Annotated in this window: 21 protein-coding genes; 8 read left to right on the top strand and 13 right to left on the bottom strand. The window is 68.2% G+C overall.

Annotated features, from left to right (window positions below):
* Nucleotides 1–26 precede the first annotated feature (26 nt).
* Nucleotides 27–1328 carry a hypothetical protein gene (locus tag ACIG5A_RS40130; RefSeq protein WP_397250099.1) on the top strand — a complete coding sequence of 434 codons (1302 nt, stop codon included), beginning with the start codon at nucleotides 27–29 and terminating at the stop codon, nucleotides 1326–1328.
* A gap of 3 nt (nucleotides 1329–1331) precedes the next feature.
* Here the strand turns inward: ACIG5A_RS40130 and ACIG5A_RS40125 are convergent, their stop codons facing one another.
* Entirely contained in the window at nucleotides 1332–2558 is a 1227-nt protein-coding gene (locus ACIG5A_RS40125) for an AI-2E family transporter (protein ID WP_397250097.1), read from the bottom strand.
* 290 nt (nucleotides 2559–2848) lie between these two features.
* A complete protein-coding gene (locus ACIG5A_RS40120; protein WP_397250095.1) occupies nucleotides 2849–3904 on the bottom strand; it encodes an NAD(P)-dependent alcohol dehydrogenase in 1056 nt (351 codons plus the stop codon).
* 101 nt (nucleotides 3905–4005) lie between these two features.
* On the opposite strand from ACIG5A_RS40120, the gene ACIG5A_RS40115 reads away from it, so the two are divergent.
* Nucleotides 4006–4470, top strand: coding sequence for an SRPBCC family protein (locus tag ACIG5A_RS40115; protein ID WP_397250093.1), 465 nt, complete (start codon nucleotides 4006–4008; stop codon nucleotides 4468–4470).
* Between the two features lie 84 nt (nucleotides 4471–4554).
* The gene (locus ACIG5A_RS40110) at nucleotides 4555–5649 is read left to right on the top strand and encodes a S1C family serine protease (RefSeq protein ID WP_397250091.1); all 1095 of its coding nucleotides are present in this window, start codon (nucleotides 4555–4557) and stop codon (nucleotides 5647–5649) included.
* 7 nt (nucleotides 5650–5656) lie between these two features.
* On the opposite strand, the gene ACIG5A_RS40105 is transcribed toward ACIG5A_RS40110, so the two are convergent.
* The 6 genes from ACIG5A_RS40105 to ACIG5A_RS40080 all read right to left on the bottom strand — a co-directional run bounded on the left by ACIG5A_RS40105 (nucleotide 5657) and on the right by ACIG5A_RS40080 (nucleotide 9825).
* The gene (locus tag ACIG5A_RS40105; protein WP_397250089.1) at nucleotides 5657–6229 is read right to left on the bottom strand and encodes a vitamin K epoxide reductase family protein; all 573 of its coding nucleotides are present in this window, start codon (nucleotides 6227–6229) and stop codon (nucleotides 5657–5659) included.
* Nucleotides 6226–6996 (bottom strand): DsbA family protein, encoded by a 771-nt coding sequence (locus tag ACIG5A_RS40100; RefSeq protein WP_397250087.1) that lies wholly within the window; start codon nucleotides 6994–6996, stop codon nucleotides 6226–6228. Before ACIG5A_RS40100 ends, ACIG5A_RS40105 begins: the two co-directional genes overlap by 4 nt.
* 151 nt (nucleotides 6997–7147) lie before the next feature.
* On the bottom strand, nucleotides 7148–7993 hold the full coding sequence (locus tag ACIG5A_RS40095; protein ID WP_397250085.1) for a polyphosphate kinase 2 family protein: 846 nt from the start codon (nucleotides 7991–7993) through the stop codon (nucleotides 7148–7150).
* Between the two features lie 97 nt (nucleotides 7994–8090).
* Nucleotides 8091–8816 (bottom strand): ESX secretion-associated protein EspG, encoded by a 726-nt coding sequence (locus tag ACIG5A_RS40090; protein WP_397250083.1) that lies wholly within the window; start codon nucleotides 8814–8816, stop codon nucleotides 8091–8093.
* Nucleotides 8813–9445: a WXG100 family type VII secretion target gene (locus tag ACIG5A_RS40085; protein ID WP_397250081.1), complete on the bottom strand. Its 633-nt coding sequence runs from the start codon at nucleotides 9443–9445 to the stop codon at nucleotides 8813–8815. Before ACIG5A_RS40085 ends, ACIG5A_RS40090 begins: the two co-directional genes overlap by 4 nt.
* Nucleotides 9427–9825 carry a hypothetical protein gene (locus tag ACIG5A_RS40080; RefSeq protein ID WP_397250079.1) on the bottom strand — a complete coding sequence of 133 codons (399 nt, stop codon included), beginning with the start codon at nucleotides 9823–9825 and terminating at the stop codon, nucleotides 9427–9429. The genes ACIG5A_RS40085 and ACIG5A_RS40080 overlap by 19 nt, the downstream gene beginning before the upstream one ends.
* 156 nt (nucleotides 9826–9981) lie before the next feature.
* On the opposite strand from ACIG5A_RS40080, the gene ACIG5A_RS40075 reads away from it, so the two are divergent.
* Nucleotides 9982–10725 (top strand): GntR family transcriptional regulator, encoded by a 744-nt coding sequence (locus ACIG5A_RS40075; protein WP_397250077.1) that lies wholly within the window; start codon nucleotides 9982–9984, stop codon nucleotides 10723–10725.
* Nucleotides 10726–10809: 84 nt separating this feature from the next.
* The gene (locus tag ACIG5A_RS40070) at nucleotides 10810–11010 is read left to right on the top strand and encodes a hypothetical protein (protein WP_397250075.1); all 201 of its coding nucleotides are present in this window, start codon (nucleotides 10810–10812) and stop codon (nucleotides 11008–11010) included.
* 7 nt (nucleotides 11011–11017) lie between these two features.
* Here ACIG5A_RS40070 and ACIG5A_RS40065 read toward each other — a convergent pair whose 3' ends face one another.
* The 5 genes from ACIG5A_RS40065 to ACIG5A_RS40045 all read right to left on the bottom strand — a co-directional run bounded on the left by ACIG5A_RS40065 (nucleotide 11018) and on the right by ACIG5A_RS40045 (nucleotide 16879).
* A complete protein-coding gene (locus ACIG5A_RS40065) occupies nucleotides 11018–12454 on the bottom strand; it encodes an alanine/glycine:cation symporter family protein (RefSeq protein ID WP_397250073.1) in 1437 nt (478 codons plus the stop codon).
* Between the two features lie 47 nt (nucleotides 12455–12501).
* Nucleotides 12502–13134, bottom strand: a complete 633-nt coding sequence (locus tag ACIG5A_RS40060; RefSeq protein ID WP_397250071.1) for a class I SAM-dependent methyltransferase — start codon at nucleotides 13132–13134, stop codon at nucleotides 12502–12504.
* 118 nt (nucleotides 13135–13252) lie between these two features.
* Nucleotides 13253–14503, bottom strand: a complete 1251-nt coding sequence (locus ACIG5A_RS40055) for a saccharopine dehydrogenase family protein (protein WP_397250069.1) — start codon at nucleotides 14501–14503, stop codon at nucleotides 13253–13255.
* A 27-nt stretch (nucleotides 14504–14530) separates the two neighbouring features.
* Nucleotides 14531–15991 (bottom strand): ABC1 kinase family protein, encoded by a 1461-nt coding sequence (locus tag ACIG5A_RS40050; RefSeq protein WP_397250067.1) that lies wholly within the window; start codon nucleotides 15989–15991, stop codon nucleotides 14531–14533.
* Nucleotides 15992–16210: 219 nt separating this feature from the next.
* Complete coding sequence (locus tag ACIG5A_RS40045; RefSeq protein WP_397250065.1) at nucleotides 16211–16879, bottom strand: TetR/AcrR family transcriptional regulator; 669 nt, start codon at nucleotides 16877–16879, stop codon at nucleotides 16211–16213.
* 224 nt (nucleotides 16880–17103) lie between these two features.
* Here ACIG5A_RS40045 and ACIG5A_RS40040 point away from each other — a divergent pair, with 224 nt between their 5' ends.
* From ACIG5A_RS40040 to ACIG5A_RS40030, 3 genes are all read left to right on the top strand, one after another.
* On the top strand, nucleotides 17104–18519 hold the full coding sequence (locus ACIG5A_RS40040) for a DUF445 domain-containing protein (RefSeq protein WP_397250063.1): 1416 nt from the start codon (nucleotides 17104–17106) through the stop codon (nucleotides 18517–18519).
* Nucleotides 18520–18623: 104 nt separating this feature from the next.
* Nucleotides 18624–19127 (top strand): helix-turn-helix domain-containing protein, encoded by a 504-nt coding sequence (locus ACIG5A_RS40035; RefSeq protein ID WP_397250061.1) that lies wholly within the window; start codon nucleotides 18624–18626, stop codon nucleotides 19125–19127.
* Nucleotides 19124–19750 carry a heparin-binding hemagglutinin gene (locus ACIG5A_RS40030; RefSeq protein WP_397250059.1) on the top strand — a complete coding sequence of 209 codons (627 nt, stop codon included), beginning with the start codon at nucleotides 19124–19126 and terminating at the stop codon, nucleotides 19748–19750. The genes ACIG5A_RS40035 and ACIG5A_RS40030 overlap by 4 nt, the downstream gene beginning before the upstream one ends.
* Nucleotides 19751–19813 lie beyond the last annotated feature (63 nt).

Below are 19813 nucleotides of genomic sequence, written 5' to 3'. Positions count from 1 at the left end.
TTTGAAACGTGTGTATGGTCGGGGTCATGACCACGCAACGCCTTCTTTCCCCCTTCGAGACCACCTTCTTCGGCACCGCCACCAAGCTGGGGAGCGTGCCGACCGCCGGTATGCCGCTCTACATCGGCACCACCGTGCGCGGCACGATCGATGCCGAGATCCTGCGCCGAGTGCTCGGTGAGCTGGCTGCCGGACATCCGCTGCTGCGCAGCCGGGTGCTGACCGACGCCGACGGCGCGCTGTGGTTCCAGCGCGACGATGCATACGAGCCCGCCCTCCACATCGGGGAGGGCGGCACGGCCGAATATATGAAACTGGTGAATTCCCACCAGAATTGGCGCGATGGCCTATTCCACGCGCGGCTGCTGCGCGGCGGCGGATACGACCGGATCGTGCTGGTGATCCACCACGGCATCGCCGACGGCCGTTCCGCCTTCGCGCTACTCGACGAGTTGTGGCGGCGCTACACCGGCCACCTCGCGGGAGCGCCGCTGCCGCTGTCGAATTCGGATCAGCGACTGCCGGAGGCGGTGGATGTGCAGCTGGCCGCGGTGACCTCGGACGCGGAGGTCGAGGAGTTTCTCGAGCTGGTGCGTACCGGTGCGCTGGCGATGGATCCGGCAGCTGCCCCGCGCGCGCTCCCCAGGGACGGCGACGGCGCCGGCCGCGATCCGCTCGGCCGGTTCGGCATGGAGCGCATCGAGTTGACCGAGCAGGAGACAGTCGGTCTGGTCGCCACCGCACGCGCGCACGGGCTTTCGGTCAACAGCCTGCTCACCGGCGCCGCGCTCGCGGCATGGCGCGCACAGCTCGAACCGGTCACCGGACCGCTGCCGATGTTGGCGGGCCATGCAGTGGACGTGCGCTACGAGCTGGTGCCGCGCCTATCGGAATCCACCATGCTGAACTGCGCTTCCGGTATCGGCACCCCGGCCGAGGTCGGCGAGGACGCGAACCCGATCGAGCTCGGCCTGCTGGCCGCGGCGGGCGTGCGGGCCGCGCTGGATCGGCACGAGGCGAGCGTGTTCCTGCTTGCCGCACAACGGGTTCGGGACGAGCTGACCGCCGCGATCTTCGCCGCCCAGCCGACCATGGCCATCTCCAATATCGGCAGGATGCCCGCGCACCCCATGCCCGAGGGCGTGACGGCCGTGCGCGACGACATCTTCGCGATGGGTCCGGGAATGCCGCCCAAGCTGACCGTCTTCACCGTCGGTGGCGAGCTCACCATCCAGGTCGAATACGACACCGCCGAACACAGCCGCGGCCAGATGGGCAAGGTGACCCTCGCGCTCGTCGAGGCGCTGCGGGACGTGCGTGTCGCGTAATGCCTACTCGGCGGGCGGTTTCCGTGCTCTGGTGAGCCGAATCGTCAACTGCCGTGTCCATTTCCGCTTTCGCTTGGGCGGATCGGCGGGCGTGGACTCCGCATCCGCCGTCACCTCGTAGCGGCGGATGTAGGCGCTGGAGAAGGCCTGGACGGTGGCGGTGACCGGAATGGCGAGCAGCGCACCGGTTGCGCCGAGCAGGGCCGCGCCCGCCAGTACGGCGCCGAACGCGACGGCCGGATGCATATCCAGCGTGGTCGCGGTGATCCTCGGTTGCAGGACATAGTTTTCGAACTGCTGGTAGACGAGGATGAAGCCCAGCACCCACAGTGCGTCGGTCGGGCTGTGCACCAGCGCGACGAGCACCGGCAGCGCACCGGCGAGATACGTGCCGACCGTCGGAATGAACTGCGAGACAACGCCGACCCAGAGCGCGAGCGCGAAAGCCGATGGCACGTCGATGATCCGCAGCGCGACATAGTGGGCGATGGTCGAGGCCAGCGCGAGTAGGCCGCGTGAATAGATGTAGCCGCCGGTCTTGTCCACGGCGATATCCCAGGCGCGCAGCACATGTCGCTGACTGCGCGGCGGCAGCACCGAGCAGACGGCATTGCGGAAGCGCGGGCCGTCGGCCGCGAAATAGTAGGTGAACAGCAGCACGCCGAGGCCCTGGAACACCGCGCCGACCGTCGCGGTCGCGGTGCCCCAGACATTGTCGGCCACGCCGTCGAGGTGCGAGCTCCAGTTCTTCGCGTACTTCTCGATATCGGTGCCGGCCAGATGCGTCTTGAAGGTGCGGTTGAACCAGTCGACGGCCTGATCCGCGGTGGCGGGCGCGTTGTCGATCAGGGTGGTGACCTGATCGACGAGCAGTGCGCCGAGCGTCCAGATGAACGCGACGATCACCACCGTCAGCGCCAGGAAGACCAGGCCGGTCGCCGGGCCGCGCCGCATGCCACGCCTGGCCAGCCAGTTCACCGCGGGTTCGATGGCGAAGGCGAGGAACAGCGAAACCAGCAGCACGGTCAGCAGGCCCTGCAGCCGCATCAGCACCCAGAACCCGCCGACCAGCCCGGCCACCGTCGCGGCGGCGAGCAGGAACGCGCGCAACAGCCACGGCGGCGGCCCGGCGGAGACCTCGGCGGTCACCACCGCGTCGCCGGTCGCTGCTGTGTCATCGGTCGCCGCCGCGGCATCGGTGGGCTTCGTGTCGTCATCTTCGGCAGCCACATCGCCAAACGTACCGAGGCGGCGGCCGATTCGCGCCACGACACTGCGGCGCGAGCGTCAGGCCCGGAGGCGGTAGCGCAGCGTAACCACGCAGGGCCCGGGAGCGCCGCCAATTCAACACTGCGGCGCGAGCGTCAGGCCCGGAGGCGGTAGCGCAGCGTAACCACGCAGGGCCCGGGAGCGCCGCCAATTCAACACTGCGGCGCGAGCGTCAGGCCCGGAGGCGGTAGCGCAGCGTAACCACGCAGGGCCCGGGAGCGCCGCCAATTCACCACCGCGGCGGCGGGCCGCTACATCGTCGAGGTGTCGATGACGAAGCGGTACTGCACGTCGCTGGCCATGACCCGGTCGTAGGCGGAGTCGATCTCGTCGGCGGAGATGAGTTCGATCTCCGCGCCGATGCCGTGCTCGGCGCAGAAGTTCAGCATCTCCTGGGTCTGCGCGATGCCGCCGATCATCGAGCCGGCCAGCGAGCGACGGTAGGCCGCGAGGTTGCGCCCGGTGACGGCCATCGGGTTCTCCGGCAGACCGAGGATCACCAGGGTGCCGTCGAGGGCGAGCAGCTTGAGGTAGTGATCGATCGGCAGATCCGCCGAGACGGTGTTGAGGATGAGATCGAACCGGCCGCGCAGATCCTTGAAGGTCTGCCGGTCGCCGGTCGCGTAATAGTGGGTGGCGCCCAGGCGCAGTCCGTCGTCGCGCTTGCGCAGCGACTGGCTGAGCACGGTGACCTCCGCGCCCATCGCCGCGGCGATCTTCACGCCGACGTGGCCGAGCCCACCCATCCCGATGATCGCGACCTTCTTACCCGGCCCGGCCTGCCAGTGCCGCAGCGGCGAGTACAGCGTGACGCCCGCGCACAGCAGCGGCGCGGCGACGTCGAGGCCGATGCCCTCCGGAATGGAAACGACGAAGTTCTCGGTCACCACCACCGCGGTGGAGTAGCCGCCCATGGTGTAGCCGCCCGCCTGCAGCGCGGGATCGGTCGGATTGTTGTAGGTCCAGACGGTGCCGCGCTCGCAGTACTGCTCCTCGTCGGCGAGGCATGGCGCGCAGACGCCGCAGGAGCCGACCATGCAGCCGACGCCGACCCGGTCGCCGACCTGATACTTGGTGACGGCCGACCCGACCGCGGCGACCAGGCCCGCGATCTCGTGACCCGGCACGCACGGGTAGCTGGTGCCCTTCCACTCGTTGCGCGCGGTGTGGATGTCGGAATGACAGATGCCCACGTATTTGATGTCGATCAGCACATCGTTCGGGCCGAGGTCGCGGCGCTCGATGGTCACCTTCTCGAACGAACCGTCGGGCGCGGAGATGGCGTAGGCGGCAGCAACAGTACTCATGCGTACATGCCTACCGCCGCATCAGCGCGGTTGCCAACAGCGACGCGAATAACCTGCTTTCCTGATCCTCGAGCAACCCACTCGATACGGAGGTTCCGCGTTTGCGCACGCTGGTTGTCCGACAGGCACTCGCCGCACCGGCCGATTACGTCTTCGAGGCGATCGCCGACTCGTCGCGCCTGGCCACGCTGCCCGGCATCTGGGGTGTCGACCAGCTACGCGACGGCGCGCGGGAGCGCTACGGCGTCGGCTCGCTGCGCCGGGTGCGGCTGGCTCCGCTGGTCTGGATGGAGGAGGAGGTCGTCGCCTTCGAGCGGCCGTTGCGCTGGGACTACCTGCTGCACAAGACGAGCCCCGTCGGCTTCCGTCACCACGGCGGATCCGTGCGCCTGCGGCCGGTGCCCGAGGGCACCGAGGTCGTCTGGACCACAACCTTCAGCACCGGGCTGCCGGTACTCGGCGCGACGATCGAGCGATGGGGCGAATTCGGCACCGATTTCGCGTTCCACACCGTGCTCAACGCCATCGATCGGCAATATCTGGCGACCTACAGCGAAACCTGGTGACCGCGTCGCGGTGCGGTTTTCCGATCTACGGTGAAGATCTCCGGCCACAATGGAATTCGTACACCTGAGCGGAGCGGGAGAGCCATGGACGACCGTAGAGGCGGTGGCAGGCGCGCGCTGATCGCCATTGTCGCCGCGCTGCTGGGCGGCGCCGCCTTCCTCGGCTACCGCGGCGAGCTACCCGGCTGGCCGCCGTTCGGCGGCGGCGCACCAGAGACGCCGGTGACGCTGGCCGCCGCGCCGCCGCTGGATCCGGCGCTCGTCACCGCCGTCGTGGAACCGGCGCTGGTGCACATCAGCGCCTCCACCAAGCCGTTCGGCCTGGGCGCGGCCGGCTCGGGCATCGTGCTCACCGCGGGCGGGCAGGTGCTCACCAGCCATCACGTGGTGAAGGGCGCCGACACCGTCTCGGTCACCGATGTCGGCAACGGCCAGGTCTATCCGGCCACCGTGCTCGGCTACGACTCGACCGCCGATATCGCGCTGCTCGAGCTGGCGGGTGCGGTGGATCTGGTGACCGCGCACATCGGCAGTTCGGCGGGCCTGCGGCTGCACGACGAGGTGATGGCGATCGGCAACGCGGGCGGCACCGGCGGCACCCCGACGGCGATCGCGGGCACCATCACCGATCTGAACAGCACCATCGTCGCGCTGAATTCCGCCGACCTGACCCGCAAATCGCTCACCGGCATGCTGGAGATCGCGGCGCCGGTGACCTCGGGACAGTCCGGCGGCGCGCTCGCCGACCGGGACGGCGCGGTGGTCGGCGTGATCACCGCGGCATCGGGCGAGCCGGCCCGCGAGGTCGGCCGTGCGCCCAATGGCTATGCGGTGCCGATGGATACGGCCATGCGGGTGGTGCGTCAGATCCGCTCGGGGACACCGACCGACGACGTGCACATCGGGCCGACCGCGACGCTCGGCGTGCTGATCTCCGATGCCAAGCCGAGCGGCGCCCGCATCGACGTGGCGATCTACGGCCTGCCCGCGCACAGCGCAGGACTGCTCGACGGCGAGGTGATCACCTCGGTGGACGGCAGGGCCATCACCACCGCACGCGCGCTGCGCGCCGCCATCAACGTGCGCAAGCCGGACGAGACCGTCCGGCTCGGCGTCACCGGAGCGGGCGGTGCGCAGCGGATCGTTTCGGTGGTGCTCGCACTCGGCGCCCCGAACTAGCGCGGCACTAGACCAGCGACAGCCAGTAGTCCTGGAACCGCAGGAACACCAGCAGCAGCACCACCGCGTAGAACAGCGCGACGATGGTCCAGCGCCACTCGGCGAGTATCCGCAGCGGACCGCGCGAATTGCCCCACAGCTGATCGGTCACCACCGCGAGCAGCGGGGTGATGATGGCCCAGACCACCATGCAGTACGGGCACAGCGCGTTGATCCGGTACAGGCTCTGGAAGATCAGCCAGCCGATGAAGATCACGCCGAGCAGCGTGCCCAACCACAGCCCGCCCCAGATCCAGCGCGGCAGACCGACACCGGCCACCGCGAGCACACCGAGGGTGACCACGACGGAGAAGCCGACGACGCCGATGATCGGGTTCGGAAAGCCGAAGGCGGCAGCCTGTTTCGTGATCATCACCGAACCGCAGGACAGGATCGGGTTGATGCTGCACGAGGGCGTGTAGCCGGGATCGGTGAGCAGTTTGAAGCGCTCGATCGTCAGGGCGATCGCGGCGAGCCAACCGGCCGCGCCGCAGAGCAGCAGCACCCATGCGGCCCTGGGCGGGGCGGCGGTGACGGTCACTGGGCCGCGGCGGCGGCGATCACGGGTGCGAGGCCGCCGGGTCCGAAGATCTCCTGGCTCGACTCGATCTGCTTGCCGTTCACGAAGACCGATGGCGTCGACTTGATGCCGCTGTTCAGCGCGTCCTGGGTCTTGGCCGCGATGTACTTGTTGTACTTACCGTCGGTGATGCACGAGCCCACCGAATCCGGATAGCCCGCCGCCTTGGCGATCTCGACCATCTTCTCGTCGGTCAGGCCCGCGCCGCCCTCCGGCGGCTGCTGGGCGAACATCGACGCGAGCCACTTGGCGTACTTGGTCGGATCCGCCTCGGCCACGCAGTACGAGGCATTCGACGCGCGGGTGGAGTACTGGGTGGTCGACATGCGGTCGAGGAAGGCGATCACGTTGTATTCGACGGCGGCGGTGCCGTTGTTCACCGCGTCCTCCAGCACCTGCGCATTGGCCGATTCGAAGCCCTTGCACGCGGGGCACTGCAGGTCGGCGACGACGCGGACGGTGACCTTCGCATTGGGCTTACCGATGCGGATGGCCCCGTTGTCGGTGATGGAGCCCTGAATACCCGCGGGGTCCGAACTGGCCGCGATGGACGGGGTGGCGCCCGGCGCGTCCTTACGCGCCTTCTTCACCGCGATGCCGATACCGATCGCGGCGACCAGGCCGACCAGCACGGCGGCCACTAGTACCTGGATCAGGATCTTGCGGTTGCGGTCGGAGTTGTTCAACCCCGCCAGCGGATCCTTCTTCCGTCCCGGATTCTTGCTCACCGTGCGTTCACCACGCCTTTCGCTCGCCTGCCGGTATCCATGCCGCCACGATGGTAATTCCGACTAGGGACCCATGGCGTGATCGGCCACGGCCACATCATGCTGGCCGAACCTGAGAGATTCCGAAATTTCGGGCACCCACTCGATCCGCTCAGGCGGTGTCGAGCCTGCGCAGCTGCTCGGTCACGTCGAATTTGGCGGGCGGCCAATCGAGCTGGAGCGTCTCCAGTGCGTCGACGAGCAGTTCGGTGATGGCCAGCCGGGAGAACCACTTGTTGTCCGACGGGAGCACATACCAGGGCGCGTACTTGGTCGAGGTGCGGTCGAGCATCGCCTGGTAGGCCTCCTGATAAGCGGGCCAATAGGCGCGCTCATCGATATCGCCCGGGTTGAACTTCCAATACTTGTCCGGGCGTTCCAGGCGCTCGCGCAGGCGGCGCTTCTGCTCGTCGAGCGAGACGAACATGGCGACCTTGATCAGCGTGGTGCCCTCGTCCACCAGTTCCCGCTCGAAGGCGTTGATCTCGTCGTAGCGCGGTTCCCACTCCTTCTGGGGAACGAGCTCGTGCACGCGGACCACGAGCACGTCCTCGTAGTGCGACCGGTCGAACACACCGAGCTGCCCGCCGCGCGGCAGCTGCTTGCGGATGCGCCACAGATAGTGGTGGCGCTTCTCCTCCTCGGTCGGCACGCCGAACGCGGCGTGGTCGACGCCCTGCGGATCCACCGAGCCGATCACGTGCCGGACGATGCCGCCCTTGCCCGCGGTGTCCATGCCCTGCAGCACGAGCAGCACGCTGCGCGAATCGCCGGAACGGCCGTTGGCGTAGAGCTTCTCCTGCAGATCCGACAGCACCTGCGTGCGCTCGGCCAGCAGTTCCTTACCCGCTTTCTTGTCGCCCTTGAAACCGGGCGTCGCCGAGGTATCGAGATCGGTGATCCGCAGCCCGTCGGCCTGCAGCGCCTCGGTGGCAGGACGCGACCAATGTTTCGCCATCTACCAGGACTACCACAGTGTTTGATGGCCGCGCCTGCGGCGCGGCGCGAACGGCGCTCGTAAGACTCGCGCTGAGCGGGTTGAGTTCGCGTCTCGGCTAGAGCTGCGCCAAGCGCAGGAGCTGGGCGGCGAAATCCTCGTCGGAGACCGGGGTGAGGATCAGGTCGTGCGAGGTGGTGAGCAGATAGCGGCCGTCGCCGGTGACATCGAGCCAGCTGCGGTGCCTGGTCGGCGGCGACATCGGGTTGTCCGGCGCCACGGTGACCGTGATGAAGCCACGGCCGTCCACGGGTTTTCGCAGCGTCTGCCGGAATCGGGCGGCGCCGCGATAACCATTGGTGACGAACGGTTCGGTGCGATCCGGGCTGAGCACCGCGTCCTGCGGTTCGCGCATCGGGCCGAGGCGCCCGGCCCGCGCGGAGCCGATGATCTGCACCAGCTGCTCGCCGAGGCCGCGCACATGGCACATGAGCACCGTCACCTTGTCCGGCGCGGCGACCAGAATGCCCGCGTGATGGTGCACCGCGGCGGCGAAGACCAGGATCTGCTCGTCGGCCGGACCGGAGCCGTTGCGCGCGGGGCGGGCGCGGCTGCCGGAGACGGTGACGGTCGTCGCGTCGGTTCGCGCGCACAGCATCAGCGCCGCGGCCAGATCCGGATCCGCCTGTTTGCCGAAGCGCTGGTCCAAACGCAGTGCGGCGTACTCGGTTTCGGTGCGCACCGTGCCGGAGGGCGCCAGGTTGACCGGGTAGGGCCTGCGGTCGAGATTCGTTTCGTTGGCCCAGACGTGGGTGAACTCGTCCGGGGTGAGTACCCACTTCACGATCGGCCGCCCGCGGGATCGGTTGTGCGGGGCGTGAATCGGGGGACCCGGTCGCCGGAGGCGGGCATGGTCGGGGTGTAGACGTAGGTCATGGTGTCCTGCGCATCGGCCTGCGCCGCGGCCGCCGCGCTGTCGTGATCCATCCTGCGTTGCCCGCCGAGTACCGTCTCGACGACCGGATCGTCCGCTGGGCGGTACTGCCCCGGCGGCGGAATGGCTGCCCGAATTGCTTGTGCGGCATCGCGATTCAACTCCATCAGCCGCTGTACCGCGCGGCATACGTCGTGTGCGGCGCCGCCCGCGTCGACGAATTCGCGTGTCGCCTGCCGCGCGGCGTCGGCGGCGCGGCCGGACCAGCGGGCGAATTCGTGGTCGGCCGCATCGGAAAAGGCTTGGAACGCCTCGCCGATCGCGTCCGCGCCGGCCCGCCACGCATCCGCCGCCCGGCCGAGCGCTTCGGGGTCGATGACCTCGTGCACCCGGTCCCAGATCTCCTGATGGGTGTAGCCGTCGAAGTGTTCGCGCTCTGTTGCGTATACGGGATCGGTTCCGCCACTGCCCGATTCGGTGTTCTCGGCGAGCGCCGACCGGATGCTGTCGGCGGCCGCTCTCAGCGCGGGGTCGGCCATTGCGTGTTCGCGATCAGATCGAACGCGGCCTTGTTCGCGGCCTCGGCGTCGGCGAATCTGCGGCCCGCGGCCAGGTAGGCGGCCTTGTAGAGCAGGGCGGTCTGCTGGAAGGCGGTCACGGTGTCCAGCAGCTGCCTGCCCTTGCCCGCGAAACCCGCGGCGAGGTCGTTCCCGGTGGGCAGGTCGGGAAATCCGCGCACCTCGGTGGCGAGATGTCCTGTCCGCCTTGCCTTCTGCAGATCGTCGACGAGTTTGTCGCAGGCGGTCGCGAGCTTGTCCGCGACGTCCTCGGACAGCCGGAACGGCTCGTCGCCGTCGGTCGCGGTGGCGGCCGCGTACAGCTCGCGCGCTTTCGTCTGCCCGGTCTCCGGCACGGTCATCTGGACAGGCCCCCTTGTGTTCGGTCCTCGCGGTACCGCCCTAATGGTCCGGCACTCTACCGTCGAGTAGGGGCCGGTGTGGCCCGATGAGGCCCACGCTGGGACGTTGTTACACTGCCCCGGGTATTCGGCGGTGTCCGCGGCGGAAGGCGTCCTGTGCCCGAAATCGAAGAAGTGGTCCCGAAATATCTGCAGATATCCGGGTATCTGCGCAACCAGATCGAGCGGGGTGAACTCGCGGCGGGCGCGGAGGTGCCCTCCGAGCGCGAGCTGGCCGCGAGTTGGAAGGTCGCGCGGCCGACCGCGGCCAAGGCGCTGAATCTGTTGCGGCAGCAGGGAGTCGTCGAATCCCGCCGCGGGTCGGGCACCTACGTCGTCGATCGGAGTATCACTCCGTTGGCGCGCGAAAAGTACAGGCGCGCACAGCGTTACGGTTCGGCCTATGCCGAGAACGCGTCGGTGACGATGCTCGACGTCGGCGTCAGCGAACCGCCCGGCTACGTCGCCGAGGTGCTGCGGCTGCCGCCGGGCAATGCGGCGATTCGCCGAAAGCGATTGGCCACCAACGAATCCAGCTCGCACGAGCTGGCCACGTCGTGGTTTCCCGCCAGCTTCGCCGCGACCGCGCCGCGACTGCTCGCCGCCGACCGGCTGACCGGCGGGCCCATCGGCTATCTCGAATCGGCCACCGATCACCGGGTCGCGCATGCCCGCGACCGGGTGTGCGCGCGGCTGGCCACCGCCGAGGAGCGTGAACATCTCGGACTCGCCGAACCGGCCGCCGTCCTGGTGTACGAATTGACCCTGCACGATGCGAGCGGCGCCGTACTCGAGTTCGACGAGGTGGTGTTCCCGCCCGACAGCTGGATGCTCCAGCAGGAGTATTCCGCCAGGTCGTAGCCAGTTTTCCCCGTTGACACCCGCCGTCGTTACTGGAATAGTCCCCGTAGCGAGGTCGGCATAGTCCAGAGGGTGGGAGGTGCGATGTTCGATCAGTTGACCATCGGAAGCTGGGTGGTCGTCGGGGAGCACTGCGCGGTGCGCCGCGCGCCGCAGCACCGCGACGACTACCTGACGTTCGTCTTCGAGGGTGCGGACGGCGATTTCGAATTCGTCCTGCATCCGACGATGCTGCACAAGATGCTGGCGCTCACCACCACGCCGCCACCGGACGACCCCGACTGAGCAACCGCTATACGCGGGCGGTCGCCGATTCCCAGCATTCGACCCCGCGCGGGTCGGCGATCTCGGGCCGGTGCCGGTACACGGGATTGCCGCCCGCGCGGCGCTGGCGCTGGTAGTCGTCGAGCAGGCGGAAGGCGATCACGCCGAGCGGGATGATGGCACTCAGGTTTACCAGGGCCATCACGCCCATGGCGACGTCGGCGAGGTTCCAGATGAGGCCGACCGAACCGAGCGCGCCGCCGAAGACGGCGAGCAGCACCAGGATTCGGAACGAATGCAGCACCGAGCGGCGGCCGGTGAGGAATTCGATATTGGCCTGGCCGTAGTAGTAGTTGCCGATCATCGAGCTGAACGCCAGCATGAACACCACCGCGGTGAGCACGTGCCCCGCCCAGGCGCCGAGCGTGGTCTGCAGTGCGGTCTGCGTGAGATCGGCGCCGCGGCGTTCGGACAGATCGGGATCGGTGGTCAGAATGATGAACGCGGTGATCGAACAGATCAGCATGGTGTCGAAGAAGACGCCGAGTGCCTGCACCAGGCCCTGCTTCACCGGATGCGAAACCTGTGCCGCCGCACCGGCATTCGGTGAGGAGCCGAGGCCGGCCTCGTTGGAGAACATGCCGCGGCGGATGCCGTGCTGGATGGCAGCGCCGACGGTTCCGCCCGCGACCTCGCGGAATCCGAAGGCGCCGCCGACGATATCGGCGAGCACCCTGGGCAGATCGCCGATATTGCACAGCACCACCGTGATGCCGAGCAGGATGTAGAGGATCGCCATCGCGGGCACCAGCACCTCGGTGACATGCGCGATGCGGTGCACGCCGCCGAAGATGATCACGCCGAGCAGCAGCACCAGCGCCAGCCCGAGCACCGGCTCGAACCAGGAACCGCGCAGCGCCGAGAACGAGGTGCGGCCGGTGCTGACGATCGTATTCGCCTGCACCGCATTGAATACGAAGCCGAACGTCACCGTGATCACCACCGCGAACAGCGCGCCCTGCCAGCGCCGCCGCAACCCGCGCTCCATGTAGTAGGCGGGCCCGCCGCGGAAGGTGCCCGGCTCGTCGCCGCGCGTCTTGTACAGCTGGGCCAGCGTCGATTCCACGAATGCCGAGGCGGCGCCGACGGTGGCCATCGCCCACATCCAGAACACCGAGCCGGGCCCGCCGAGGGTGAGTGCGGTCGCCACGCCCGCGATATTGCCGGTGCCGACCCGCGCCGCCGCCGAGATGCTGAACGCCGCGAACGCCGACACCGGTTTGGTGCCGTCCGGATCCGGCGGATTCTTCTCGGCAACCACCCGGAACATCTCCGGGAGCAGCCGCAGCTGCACCACTTTCGTGCGCAGGGTGAAGTACAGTCCGGCCGCGATCACCAGCGGAATCAGCAGCCAGCTCCAGAACGTGTCATTCAGATCGGCGACGAACGAACTCGGCGTTCCCATGTCCGCAGGCTACCGTTCGGCAACCCGCGCCCGCGGCAACCGGTTCGTCAGGCGGGGCGGGTGGCGCTCAGGTACTGGAGCACACGGTGCACCTGCTGGTCGATGTCGACGAGCCCGGCCTCGGCGAACAGCCGGGGGAAGGTGTCGTTGTCGAAGACCCGCAGCCCGCTCCAGCCGCCGACGACGCGGCTGGCGTAGCCGAACGGGGTGTCCGCGCGGTGACTGGTGGTGATCGCGATGCGCCCGCCGGGCGCGAGCACCCGGATCATCTCGCGGGTGGCCGCGATCGGATCCGGGATCAGGTACAGCGCGCCGAAACAGCACACCGCGTCGAAACTCCCGTCGGCGAACGGCAGGTGCCGCGCGTCGCCGCGCAGGTAGCCGACGCGCGGCCCCGCGTTGTCGGCGACCGCCCTGGCGAGCATCGGCGCGGAGTAGTCCAGCCCGACCGCGTACCCGTCACCCGAGAGCGAATTGCTCAGGTATCGCGTGAAATTGCCGGGCCCGCAGGCGATATCGAGCACCCGCTGCGCGCCGCCGAGCCGCAGCGTGCGCACCGCGTCGCGCCGGTCCGCCGCGGTGGTGCGCCCGCTGGCCAGATAGAACAGCGCAGGCCGCCATGCCCGCTCGTACACCGCGGCCAGCGCGGGCGCGTTCATCGTGCGCCTGGCGATGTTCATCGGCTCGCCTCGGCCGTCGGTACCCGCCACCCGCCGCCGCTGGGTAGTCGCGCGATCAATTCCATTGGGGCTCCTCGTCGTTGGGGAGTCGTACCCGGCGGCGTGCGTGCCGCCGGTGTCAGGCGCGATCGACCTCGATGGTCATGCCCGCGGCACGCAGGCGCTCGGTGAGCGCATCGCCCATGGCTGCCGCCGGGGTGAGGATGCCTGCCAGTTCGGGCTGCTTGCCGGTATCGAAGGCAAGGCACAGCCCGCTCTCGCCGAGCAGTACCGCGGTCGCCTGGTAGCCGGGATCGCCCTTGCCGGAGAAGGTTGCCACGTACTTCGCGCCGGAGGTGGTGTGCGCGTAGGTCTTCATGGTGAACCAGCCACTGTTGCGCGACTTCTCGTCCGGGCCGGTGCCCGGCTTGGGCAGCACCCGGTCCAGCAGTTTGCGGCCCGCCGAGACGCGGGAGAGCACCGCGCCCGCGGCCATCGTCGCCACGATGCCGCCCGCGATGCCCGCGGCGACCAGCGGCGCGGCCGGTGACTTGCCCGCGCTCATCACCTCGCGGTAGCGGAAGTTCTTGCCGTACACCCAGCCGAGCAGCCCATTGCTCCGGCGCACGATCTTGGTGTTGTGCGCGCCCATGATGAAGGTGGCGACCCAGCCGTCCAGGCCGGGGTGAATCGCGCTGGCGCGCATCAGCGCCTGATCGGTCTGGCGGCCGACGTCGGGATCCATCGTCTTGTCCGGGCTCAGCGAATACGGGTGCGCGAGTACCGAAGCCTTGGTGGAATCGGCCGCGATGGCCTCCATCATCGCGCGCCCCGAGTCGATGGTGCCGCCGCTGGCGCCGCCCTTCATCGAGGCGATCAGCGTGGTGTCCTCCAGCTCGCCGGTGTTGTCCTCGACCGAGCGCTTGTACAGCAGGTACACGCTCAGATCCGACGGAATCGAGTCGTAGCCACAGGAATTCACGATCTTCGCGCCGGTCTCGACGGCCTGCTCGTGATACCGGTCGATGGCGTCCCTGATGAACAGCGGCTCACCGGTGAGGTCGGCGTAGTGGGTGCCCGCCTTGGCGCACGCCGCGACCAGCGGCATGCCGTAGCGCAGGTACGGGCCGACGGTGGTCACCACGACCTTGGTCCGCGCCGCCAGCGCATCGATCGAGGGCTGGTCGGTGGAATCGGCAACCACCAGTTCCCAATTCGCCGCCGCCGGACCCAATTCCGCACGGACAGCGGTCAATTTGTCCAGCGACCGACCGGCCAGCGCGATCCGCGCGGTATCGGGCGCCGCGCCCGCCAAATACAGTGCGGTGAGTTTGCCGACGAAGCCGGTCGCACCGAATAGGGCGATATCGAATTCGCGAGTGTCTGCCATGGTCTTTTCCGTTCCCGAGAGTGTCGTTCAGGCGTCGGGCTCAGTGTCGCGCGCCCGCGTCGTCTTCTTGGCCCGACTCGTTTTTTTCGCCCGCCCGCGCGGTTTCGGCGCAGGCGGCGGATTTTCGGCGAGCCACCGGTGATGGACCTCGCCGAGCTCGGTGACCGGCGGCTCGTCGTAGAGCCATTCGCGCGCGATCAGATGCCAGTTCGCGGTCACCTCGAGCTGGCCGAGCATGCCGAAGGTGAGGAAATCGGCGCGGCGCGAGAACAGGTGCTCCGGCGGCAGATTCTGCTGCTTCATCCCGGCGAATTCGCTGGCCCTCGGGTCGACCGCGAGCAGGAACGCGCCGCTGGCCAGCTCGGGGGTGATGGTCAGTTCCTCGTCGACCAGGCACCACTCCGACGCCGCGAGCACGTACTCCAGGCATTCCTCGGCGCCGATTTCCTCGGGGGAGTCGATCACCCCGCGCTCGATCATCAACTGCCGCAGGTCTTCCGCGCGATCCTCGGCCGCGGCGCGCAGGCAGATCGCCTCGAACCGCACGTGGTCGGGATCCATCCGGTTGAACAGCCCGAAGTCGAGGAAGCCGACGCGGCCGTCGTCGGCGAGCAGCACATTGCCGGGATGCGGGTCGCCGCAGAACTCGTTGAAGGTGAACAGCGAACCGACATAGAACCGGTAGATGATCTCGCCGACCCGATTGCGCTCCTCCTGCGAGAGCCCGCGGATCTCGTTGAAGCCACGGCCCGCGATGTACTCGCTGACCAGCACGCGGGTCGTGCTGAGCTCGGGTAGCGAACGCGGAACCACGATGAACGGATGCCCGGCGTAGAGCTCGGCGATCTGCAGCTGGGTCGCCGCCTCGGCCTGGTAGTCGAGTTCGCCTTCCATGTTCAGCCGCAGCTCGTCGAGCACCGCGGGGGTCACCCACGGCATCGCCGACTGCAGCACCCGCCGGAACATGTTGAGGTTCTTCAGGTCCGCGCGCACGGCCGCGTCGATGCCCGGGTACTGCACCTTCACCGCGACCTGGCGGCCGTCGTGCAGCCGCGCCCGGTACACCTGGCCGATCGAGGCCGCGGCGACGGGTTCCGGCTCGAAGTCGGCGAACACCTCGTGCAGCGGCCTGCCGAAATCGTCCTCGATCACCTGGCGCATCGCTTCGAACGACACCGAGGGCGCCGAGTCGCGCAGCACGGCGAGCCGCTTCTGGAAGCGTTCGCGGTGTTCGGCGGGCACCAGATCCAGATCGAGCACCGACATCATCTGGCCGAGCTTCATGGCTACGCCCTTCATGGTCCCGAGGACCATGACCACCTGCTCGGTGGTGCGGATCATCGACTCCTCGGCCATCTTGGCGCGCACCGCCTCGGACCGCCCGCGCATGGACAGCCGGGCGCGCTGCGTCCGCAGCACCGAGCTAGCAGCGACGGCACCCAGTTTGGTGCCGCGAGCAAGCCGAGACGTCGGCACTTGCTTCGCCATCGAGGAACCTCCGTTGGTACCAGCGGTCGGAGCGGTGCGCGCCTCCGCGCGGGCCGCTATCGACCCCGCGAAGGCGGTGACACACACCACTCGGCGCGCCGCTCGGGGTTCAGAGTAGCCAACGTTGCGGCAAAGTCGAGCCCGCCCGTCGCTCTTCAGCTAGCGCTATAGCAAGCGCCCCAGCTAGCAGCCGGTATGGCCCGGAAGTCGGGCGATTGATCAGTTGGCGTTATCTGACCCGGGAGTAGGCAGCACGTGCGGCTGCGCGTTGAACACCTCGCGCGAACCGTTCGCCCGCGCCATGCCCTCGATCGCGCTCCACGCCATCATGGTCAGGTAATCCAGGACCTCGTCGCGCGACATGGTCTTGCTCGTCGTCCACCAGTGCGTGGCCAACTGGATGCCGCCGACCAGCACATACGACCAGAGCAGCGCGCCGTCGGTCTGGATGCCGCGCGCGCCCGCCCGGTCGGTGATGACCGCGGAAACCACCTCGGCGAACAGCTTTTCGAATTCGGCGAGCGAGGACTGGTCCGCCGAGCCGTTGCCCATGATGAATCGGTAGACCTCGGGATCGTCGTCCACCGTGCCGACGTAGGCGGCCAGCGCCGAGCGCACCAGCTGGTATTCGTCGGCGTCCAGGCTGATCGCCTCGTACACCCTCGGCATCAGCGTGGTTTCGATGAACCGCTGCATGGTCGCGTGGACCAGGTCGTTCTTATCGGAGAAGTAGCGGTAGAGCACGGTTTTGGAGACGCCGATCTCGGCGGCGATCTCGTCCATGCCCGCGCTGCTGCCCCTGGTGCGGATCGCGGCAAGGGTGCCGTCGACCAATTCCTCGCGGCGGTCGATCTTGTGCTGACGCCACCGGCGCTTGCGGCCGTCCATCCGGCCGCCGCGCACCGCCGACGGACGATCGGCGCGTTCGCCGATGTCGACAAGGTCTTCGGTGGACAGCGCAGGCTCCCTCGTTCGAAGTGGTATTTCGTGTGGCCCCCAGCTTAGGTCCAGGCAACCCCCGATACGCGCGTTTGGACCCCGATGCGACAGGTTCCACACAATCGGGCGCGCTGGCTCCCCGGTCGCGCGGCCGAACACAGCAGAATGGGGGTATGGAGAAATCCCCCGGCAACACTGCGGCGCGAACGACGGGCCCGGAGGCGGCAGCGGAGCGTGACCACGTAGGGCCCCGGGAGCGCCGCCAATCAAGCACAGCGGTGCTGGAAGAGCGAGCCACTGCCGCTTCGCCCGCACCGCTCGGTTTCGCCGCGTTCGTCGACGAGACCGGCAAGAAACGCGACCTGGTGCGGATGAAGGCGCTGGCCACCGGGCTGCTGGCACTGGCGACGGTGATCTACCTGTTCTGCCGCTGGATGGAGTCGCGCGGCTCGGGTGGTGAGTGGGTCGGTTATGTGCGCGCCGCGTCGGAGGCGGGCATGGTCGGCGCGCTCGCCGACTGGTTCGCGGTGACCGCGCTGTTCCGCCACCCGCTCGGCCTGCCCATCCCGCACACCGCGATCATCCGGAAGAAGAAGGACCAGCTCGGCGCCAGCCTCGGCAGCTTCGTCGGCACGAACTTCCTTGCGCCCGACGTGGTTTCGGCGAAGGTGAGCTCGGCGCAGATCTCCTGGCGGGTCGGGCGCTGGATGGCCGATCCCGGGCACGCGGCCAGGGTGGCCGAGGAGAGTTCCACGATTCTGCGCGCGGTGGTCGGCGTGCTGCGCGACGAGGATGTCGAGCAGATCATCGACAACACCATCGTCAAGCGGATCGCCGAACCGCTGTGGGGCCCGCCGATCGGCCGGGTGCTCGCCGAACTTCTCGCGGACAACCGGCAGCTGGTGCTGCTGGACATGCTCGCCGAGCGCGCGCACCAGTGGGCGCTCGGCAGCCAGGAGACGATCGACCGGATCGTCATGCGCGACGCGCCGCAGTGGGCGCCGAAATTCGTCAACGTGCTGCTCGCCGAAAAGATCTATCGGGAGCTGGTCGAGTTCACCTGGAAGGTGCGCTCGAATCCCGAACACGAAGTGCGGCTCGCCGCCAACAAGTTCCTCGAGGAATTCGCCGACGATCTGCAGCACGACGACGCGATGATCAAAAAGGCCGAGCGGATCAAGGCGCAGATCATGGGCCGCGAGGAAATCACCGGAATGGCCGAGGCGACCTGGCGCGCGGCCAAACGGCTGATCCTGGAATCGGCCGACGACCCCAACAGCACGCTGCGCCGTAAGGTGGCCGAGAACGTGCAGCAGCTCGGCGAGCGGCTGCGCGACGACGACGAGATGCGGGCCAAGGTCGACGGTTGGATCGATCGTGGCACGCGGTATCTGGTGGGGAACTACGCACAGGAGATCACCACGCTGGTCACCGATACGGTTGCCAAGTGGGATGCCGAGGAAGCGAGTAAGAAGATCGAATTGCAGGTCGGGCGTGATCTGCAATTCATTCGCATCAACGGCACCGTGGTCGGTTCGCTCGCGGGCCTGGCGATTTACACCATTTCCCATCTGATGTTCGGTGGCTGAACGATAGACCGCTGAATGTTTGCCCAGGGGGTGCTAGCAGACTGCTTGCAATAGTTAGCACCCTGCCCTAGAATTGGACACGTACAACCGCCAGAAGGTGAGTGATGGCAGACCAGCCCGAGGTTTCCGCCGAGTACACCGGACGTTCGGAGGAGCAATCCGCCGGCGCCGGCGAACGAGGGGGTCGCGTCGCAAGTGCGGCGCACGACATCGGAGGTTTCATCAGGGCGCAGCGGGAAGCCGCGCAAGTTTCGCTGCGTCAACTCGCCACCCTGGCGGGGGTGAGCAATCCGTACCTCAGTCAGATCGAGCGTGGATTGCGCAATCCCTCCGCCGAAGTACTCGCGCAGATCGCCAAGGCGCTGCGGGTGTCCTCGGAGGTGTTGTACGTCCGGGCTGGCTATCTCGAGCAGCGGCCGCACAGTCCGGTCCGGGACGCACTGCTTGCCGATACGGGGATCACCGAACGGCAGAAGCAGGTGCTCCTGGACATCTATGAATCGTTTCGCCGGGAAAACGGAGGAAGCGAGGTAGGGGGGGATGAATGGGACAGCGACGTTCCGCGCACAACCGAAACTCCGTCACGCCAGGAGACGCAAGAACCATGACCGAAAAGAACCCCACCGTCACCAAGCCACTGCTCGCCACCGTCGGCGCGGGCGATGCCATCTATGCCGCCGTGATCGACGTGGTCAGCCAGGTCCGTGAGCGCACGGGCACCGGCACCACCCGGGTCGAGGAGGCGCGCGAGCGCTTCGCCAACGTGCCCGCCGATGTGCAGGCGCAGTTCGAATCGCTGCGCGCCCGCCTGTCCGGGCTGCCCTCGGAGCTGCCGGAGGACCTCGCCGAGCTGCGCGAGAAGTTCACCCCCGAGGAGCTGCGCGCGCTCGCCGACAAGTACTACAAGCAGGTGCTCGACCTGTACGAGGACCTCGCCACCCGCGGTGAGGAGACCGTCGAGCGGCTGCGCGCCAACCACCTGGTCGAGGATCAGATCGAGCGCGTCGAGACCCTGTACAAGGACGCGGCCGATCGGGTGAGCGGTCTGCTCGGCCGTCCGGCGAAGGTCGAGGACGAGGTCGTCGCCGAGCCGGTCGTCGAGGCCGAGGTCGTCGAGGTCACCACCGAGACCGAGCCCGCCACGGACGGCGAGGTCGCGCCCGCTCCCGCCGCCAAGAAGGCACCTGCCAAGAAGGCGCCCGCGAAGAAGGCCGCGCCCAAGAAGGCCTGACCCCTGCGGCGCGAGCGACGGGCCCGGAGGCGGCAGCCTGCGTAACCACGCAGGGCCCCGGGA

This window comes from Nocardia sp. NPDC052566, from assembly GCF_044547285.1.
Classification (GTDB): Bacteria; Actinomycetota; Actinomycetes; order Mycobacteriales; family Mycobacteriaceae; genus Nocardia.
The sequence above is the reverse complement of the archived record's forward strand: the minus strand, read 5'-3'. Positions and strand labels throughout refer to the sequence as shown.

Bases quoted from the DNA above. Each gene is read 5' to 3' on its own strand.
- ACIG5A_RS40050 (WP_397250067.1), bottom strand. From the start codon at position 15,991: ATGGCGAAGCAAGTGCCGACGTCTCGGCTTGCTCGCGGCACCAAACTG.
- ACIG5A_RS40095 (WP_397250085.1), bottom strand. From the start codon at position 7,993: ATGGCGAAACATTGGTCGCGTCCTGCCACCGAGGCGCTGCAGGCCGAC.
- ACIG5A_RS40035 (WP_397250061.1), top strand. From the start codon at position 18,624: ATGGCAGACCAGCCCGAGGTTTCCGCCGAGTACACCGGACGTTCGGAG.
- ACIG5A_RS40060 (WP_397250071.1), bottom strand. From the start codon at position 13,134: ATGAACATCGCCAGGCGCACGATGAACGCGCCCGCGCTGGCCGCGGTG.
- ACIG5A_RS40030 (WP_397250059.1), top strand. From the start codon at position 19,124: ATGACCGAAAAGAACCCCACCGTCACCAAGCCACTGCTCGCCACCGTC.
- ACIG5A_RS40040 (WP_397250063.1), top strand. From the start codon at position 17,104: ATGGAGAAATCCCCCGGCAACACTGCGGCGCGAACGACGGGCCCGGAG.
- ACIG5A_RS40110 (WP_397250091.1), top strand. From the start codon at position 4,555: ATGGACGACCGTAGAGGCGGTGGCAGGCGCGCGCTGATCGCCATTGTC.
- ACIG5A_RS40065 (WP_397250073.1), bottom strand. From the start codon at position 12,454: ATGGGAACGCCGAGTTCGTTCGTCGCCGATCTGAATGACACGTTCTGG.
- ACIG5A_RS40130 (WP_397250099.1), top strand. From the start codon at position 27: ATGACCACGCAACGCCTTCTTTCCCCCTTCGAGACCACCTTCTTCGGC.
- ACIG5A_RS40120 (WP_397250095.1), bottom strand. From the start codon at position 3,904: ATGAGTACTGTTGCTGCCGCCTACGCCATCTCCGCGCCCGACGGTTCG.
- ACIG5A_RS40080 (WP_397250079.1), bottom strand. From the start codon at position 9,825: ATGACCGTGCCGGAGACCGGGCAGACGAAAGCGCGCGAGCTGTACGCG.
- ACIG5A_RS40055 (WP_397250069.1), bottom strand. From the start codon at position 14,503: ATGGCAGACACTCGCGAATTCGATATCGCCCTATTCGGTGCGACCGGC.
- ACIG5A_RS40085 (WP_397250081.1), bottom strand. From the start codon at position 9,445: ATGGCCGACCCCGCGCTGAGAGCGGCCGCCGACAGCATCCGGTCGGCG.
- ACIG5A_RS40070 (WP_397250075.1), top strand. From the start codon at position 10,810: ATGTTCGATCAGTTGACCATCGGAAGCTGGGTGGTCGTCGGGGAGCAC.
- ACIG5A_RS40045 (WP_397250065.1), bottom strand. From the start codon at position 16,879: ATGGACGGCCGCAAGCGCCGGTGGCGTCAGCACAAGATCGACCGCCGC.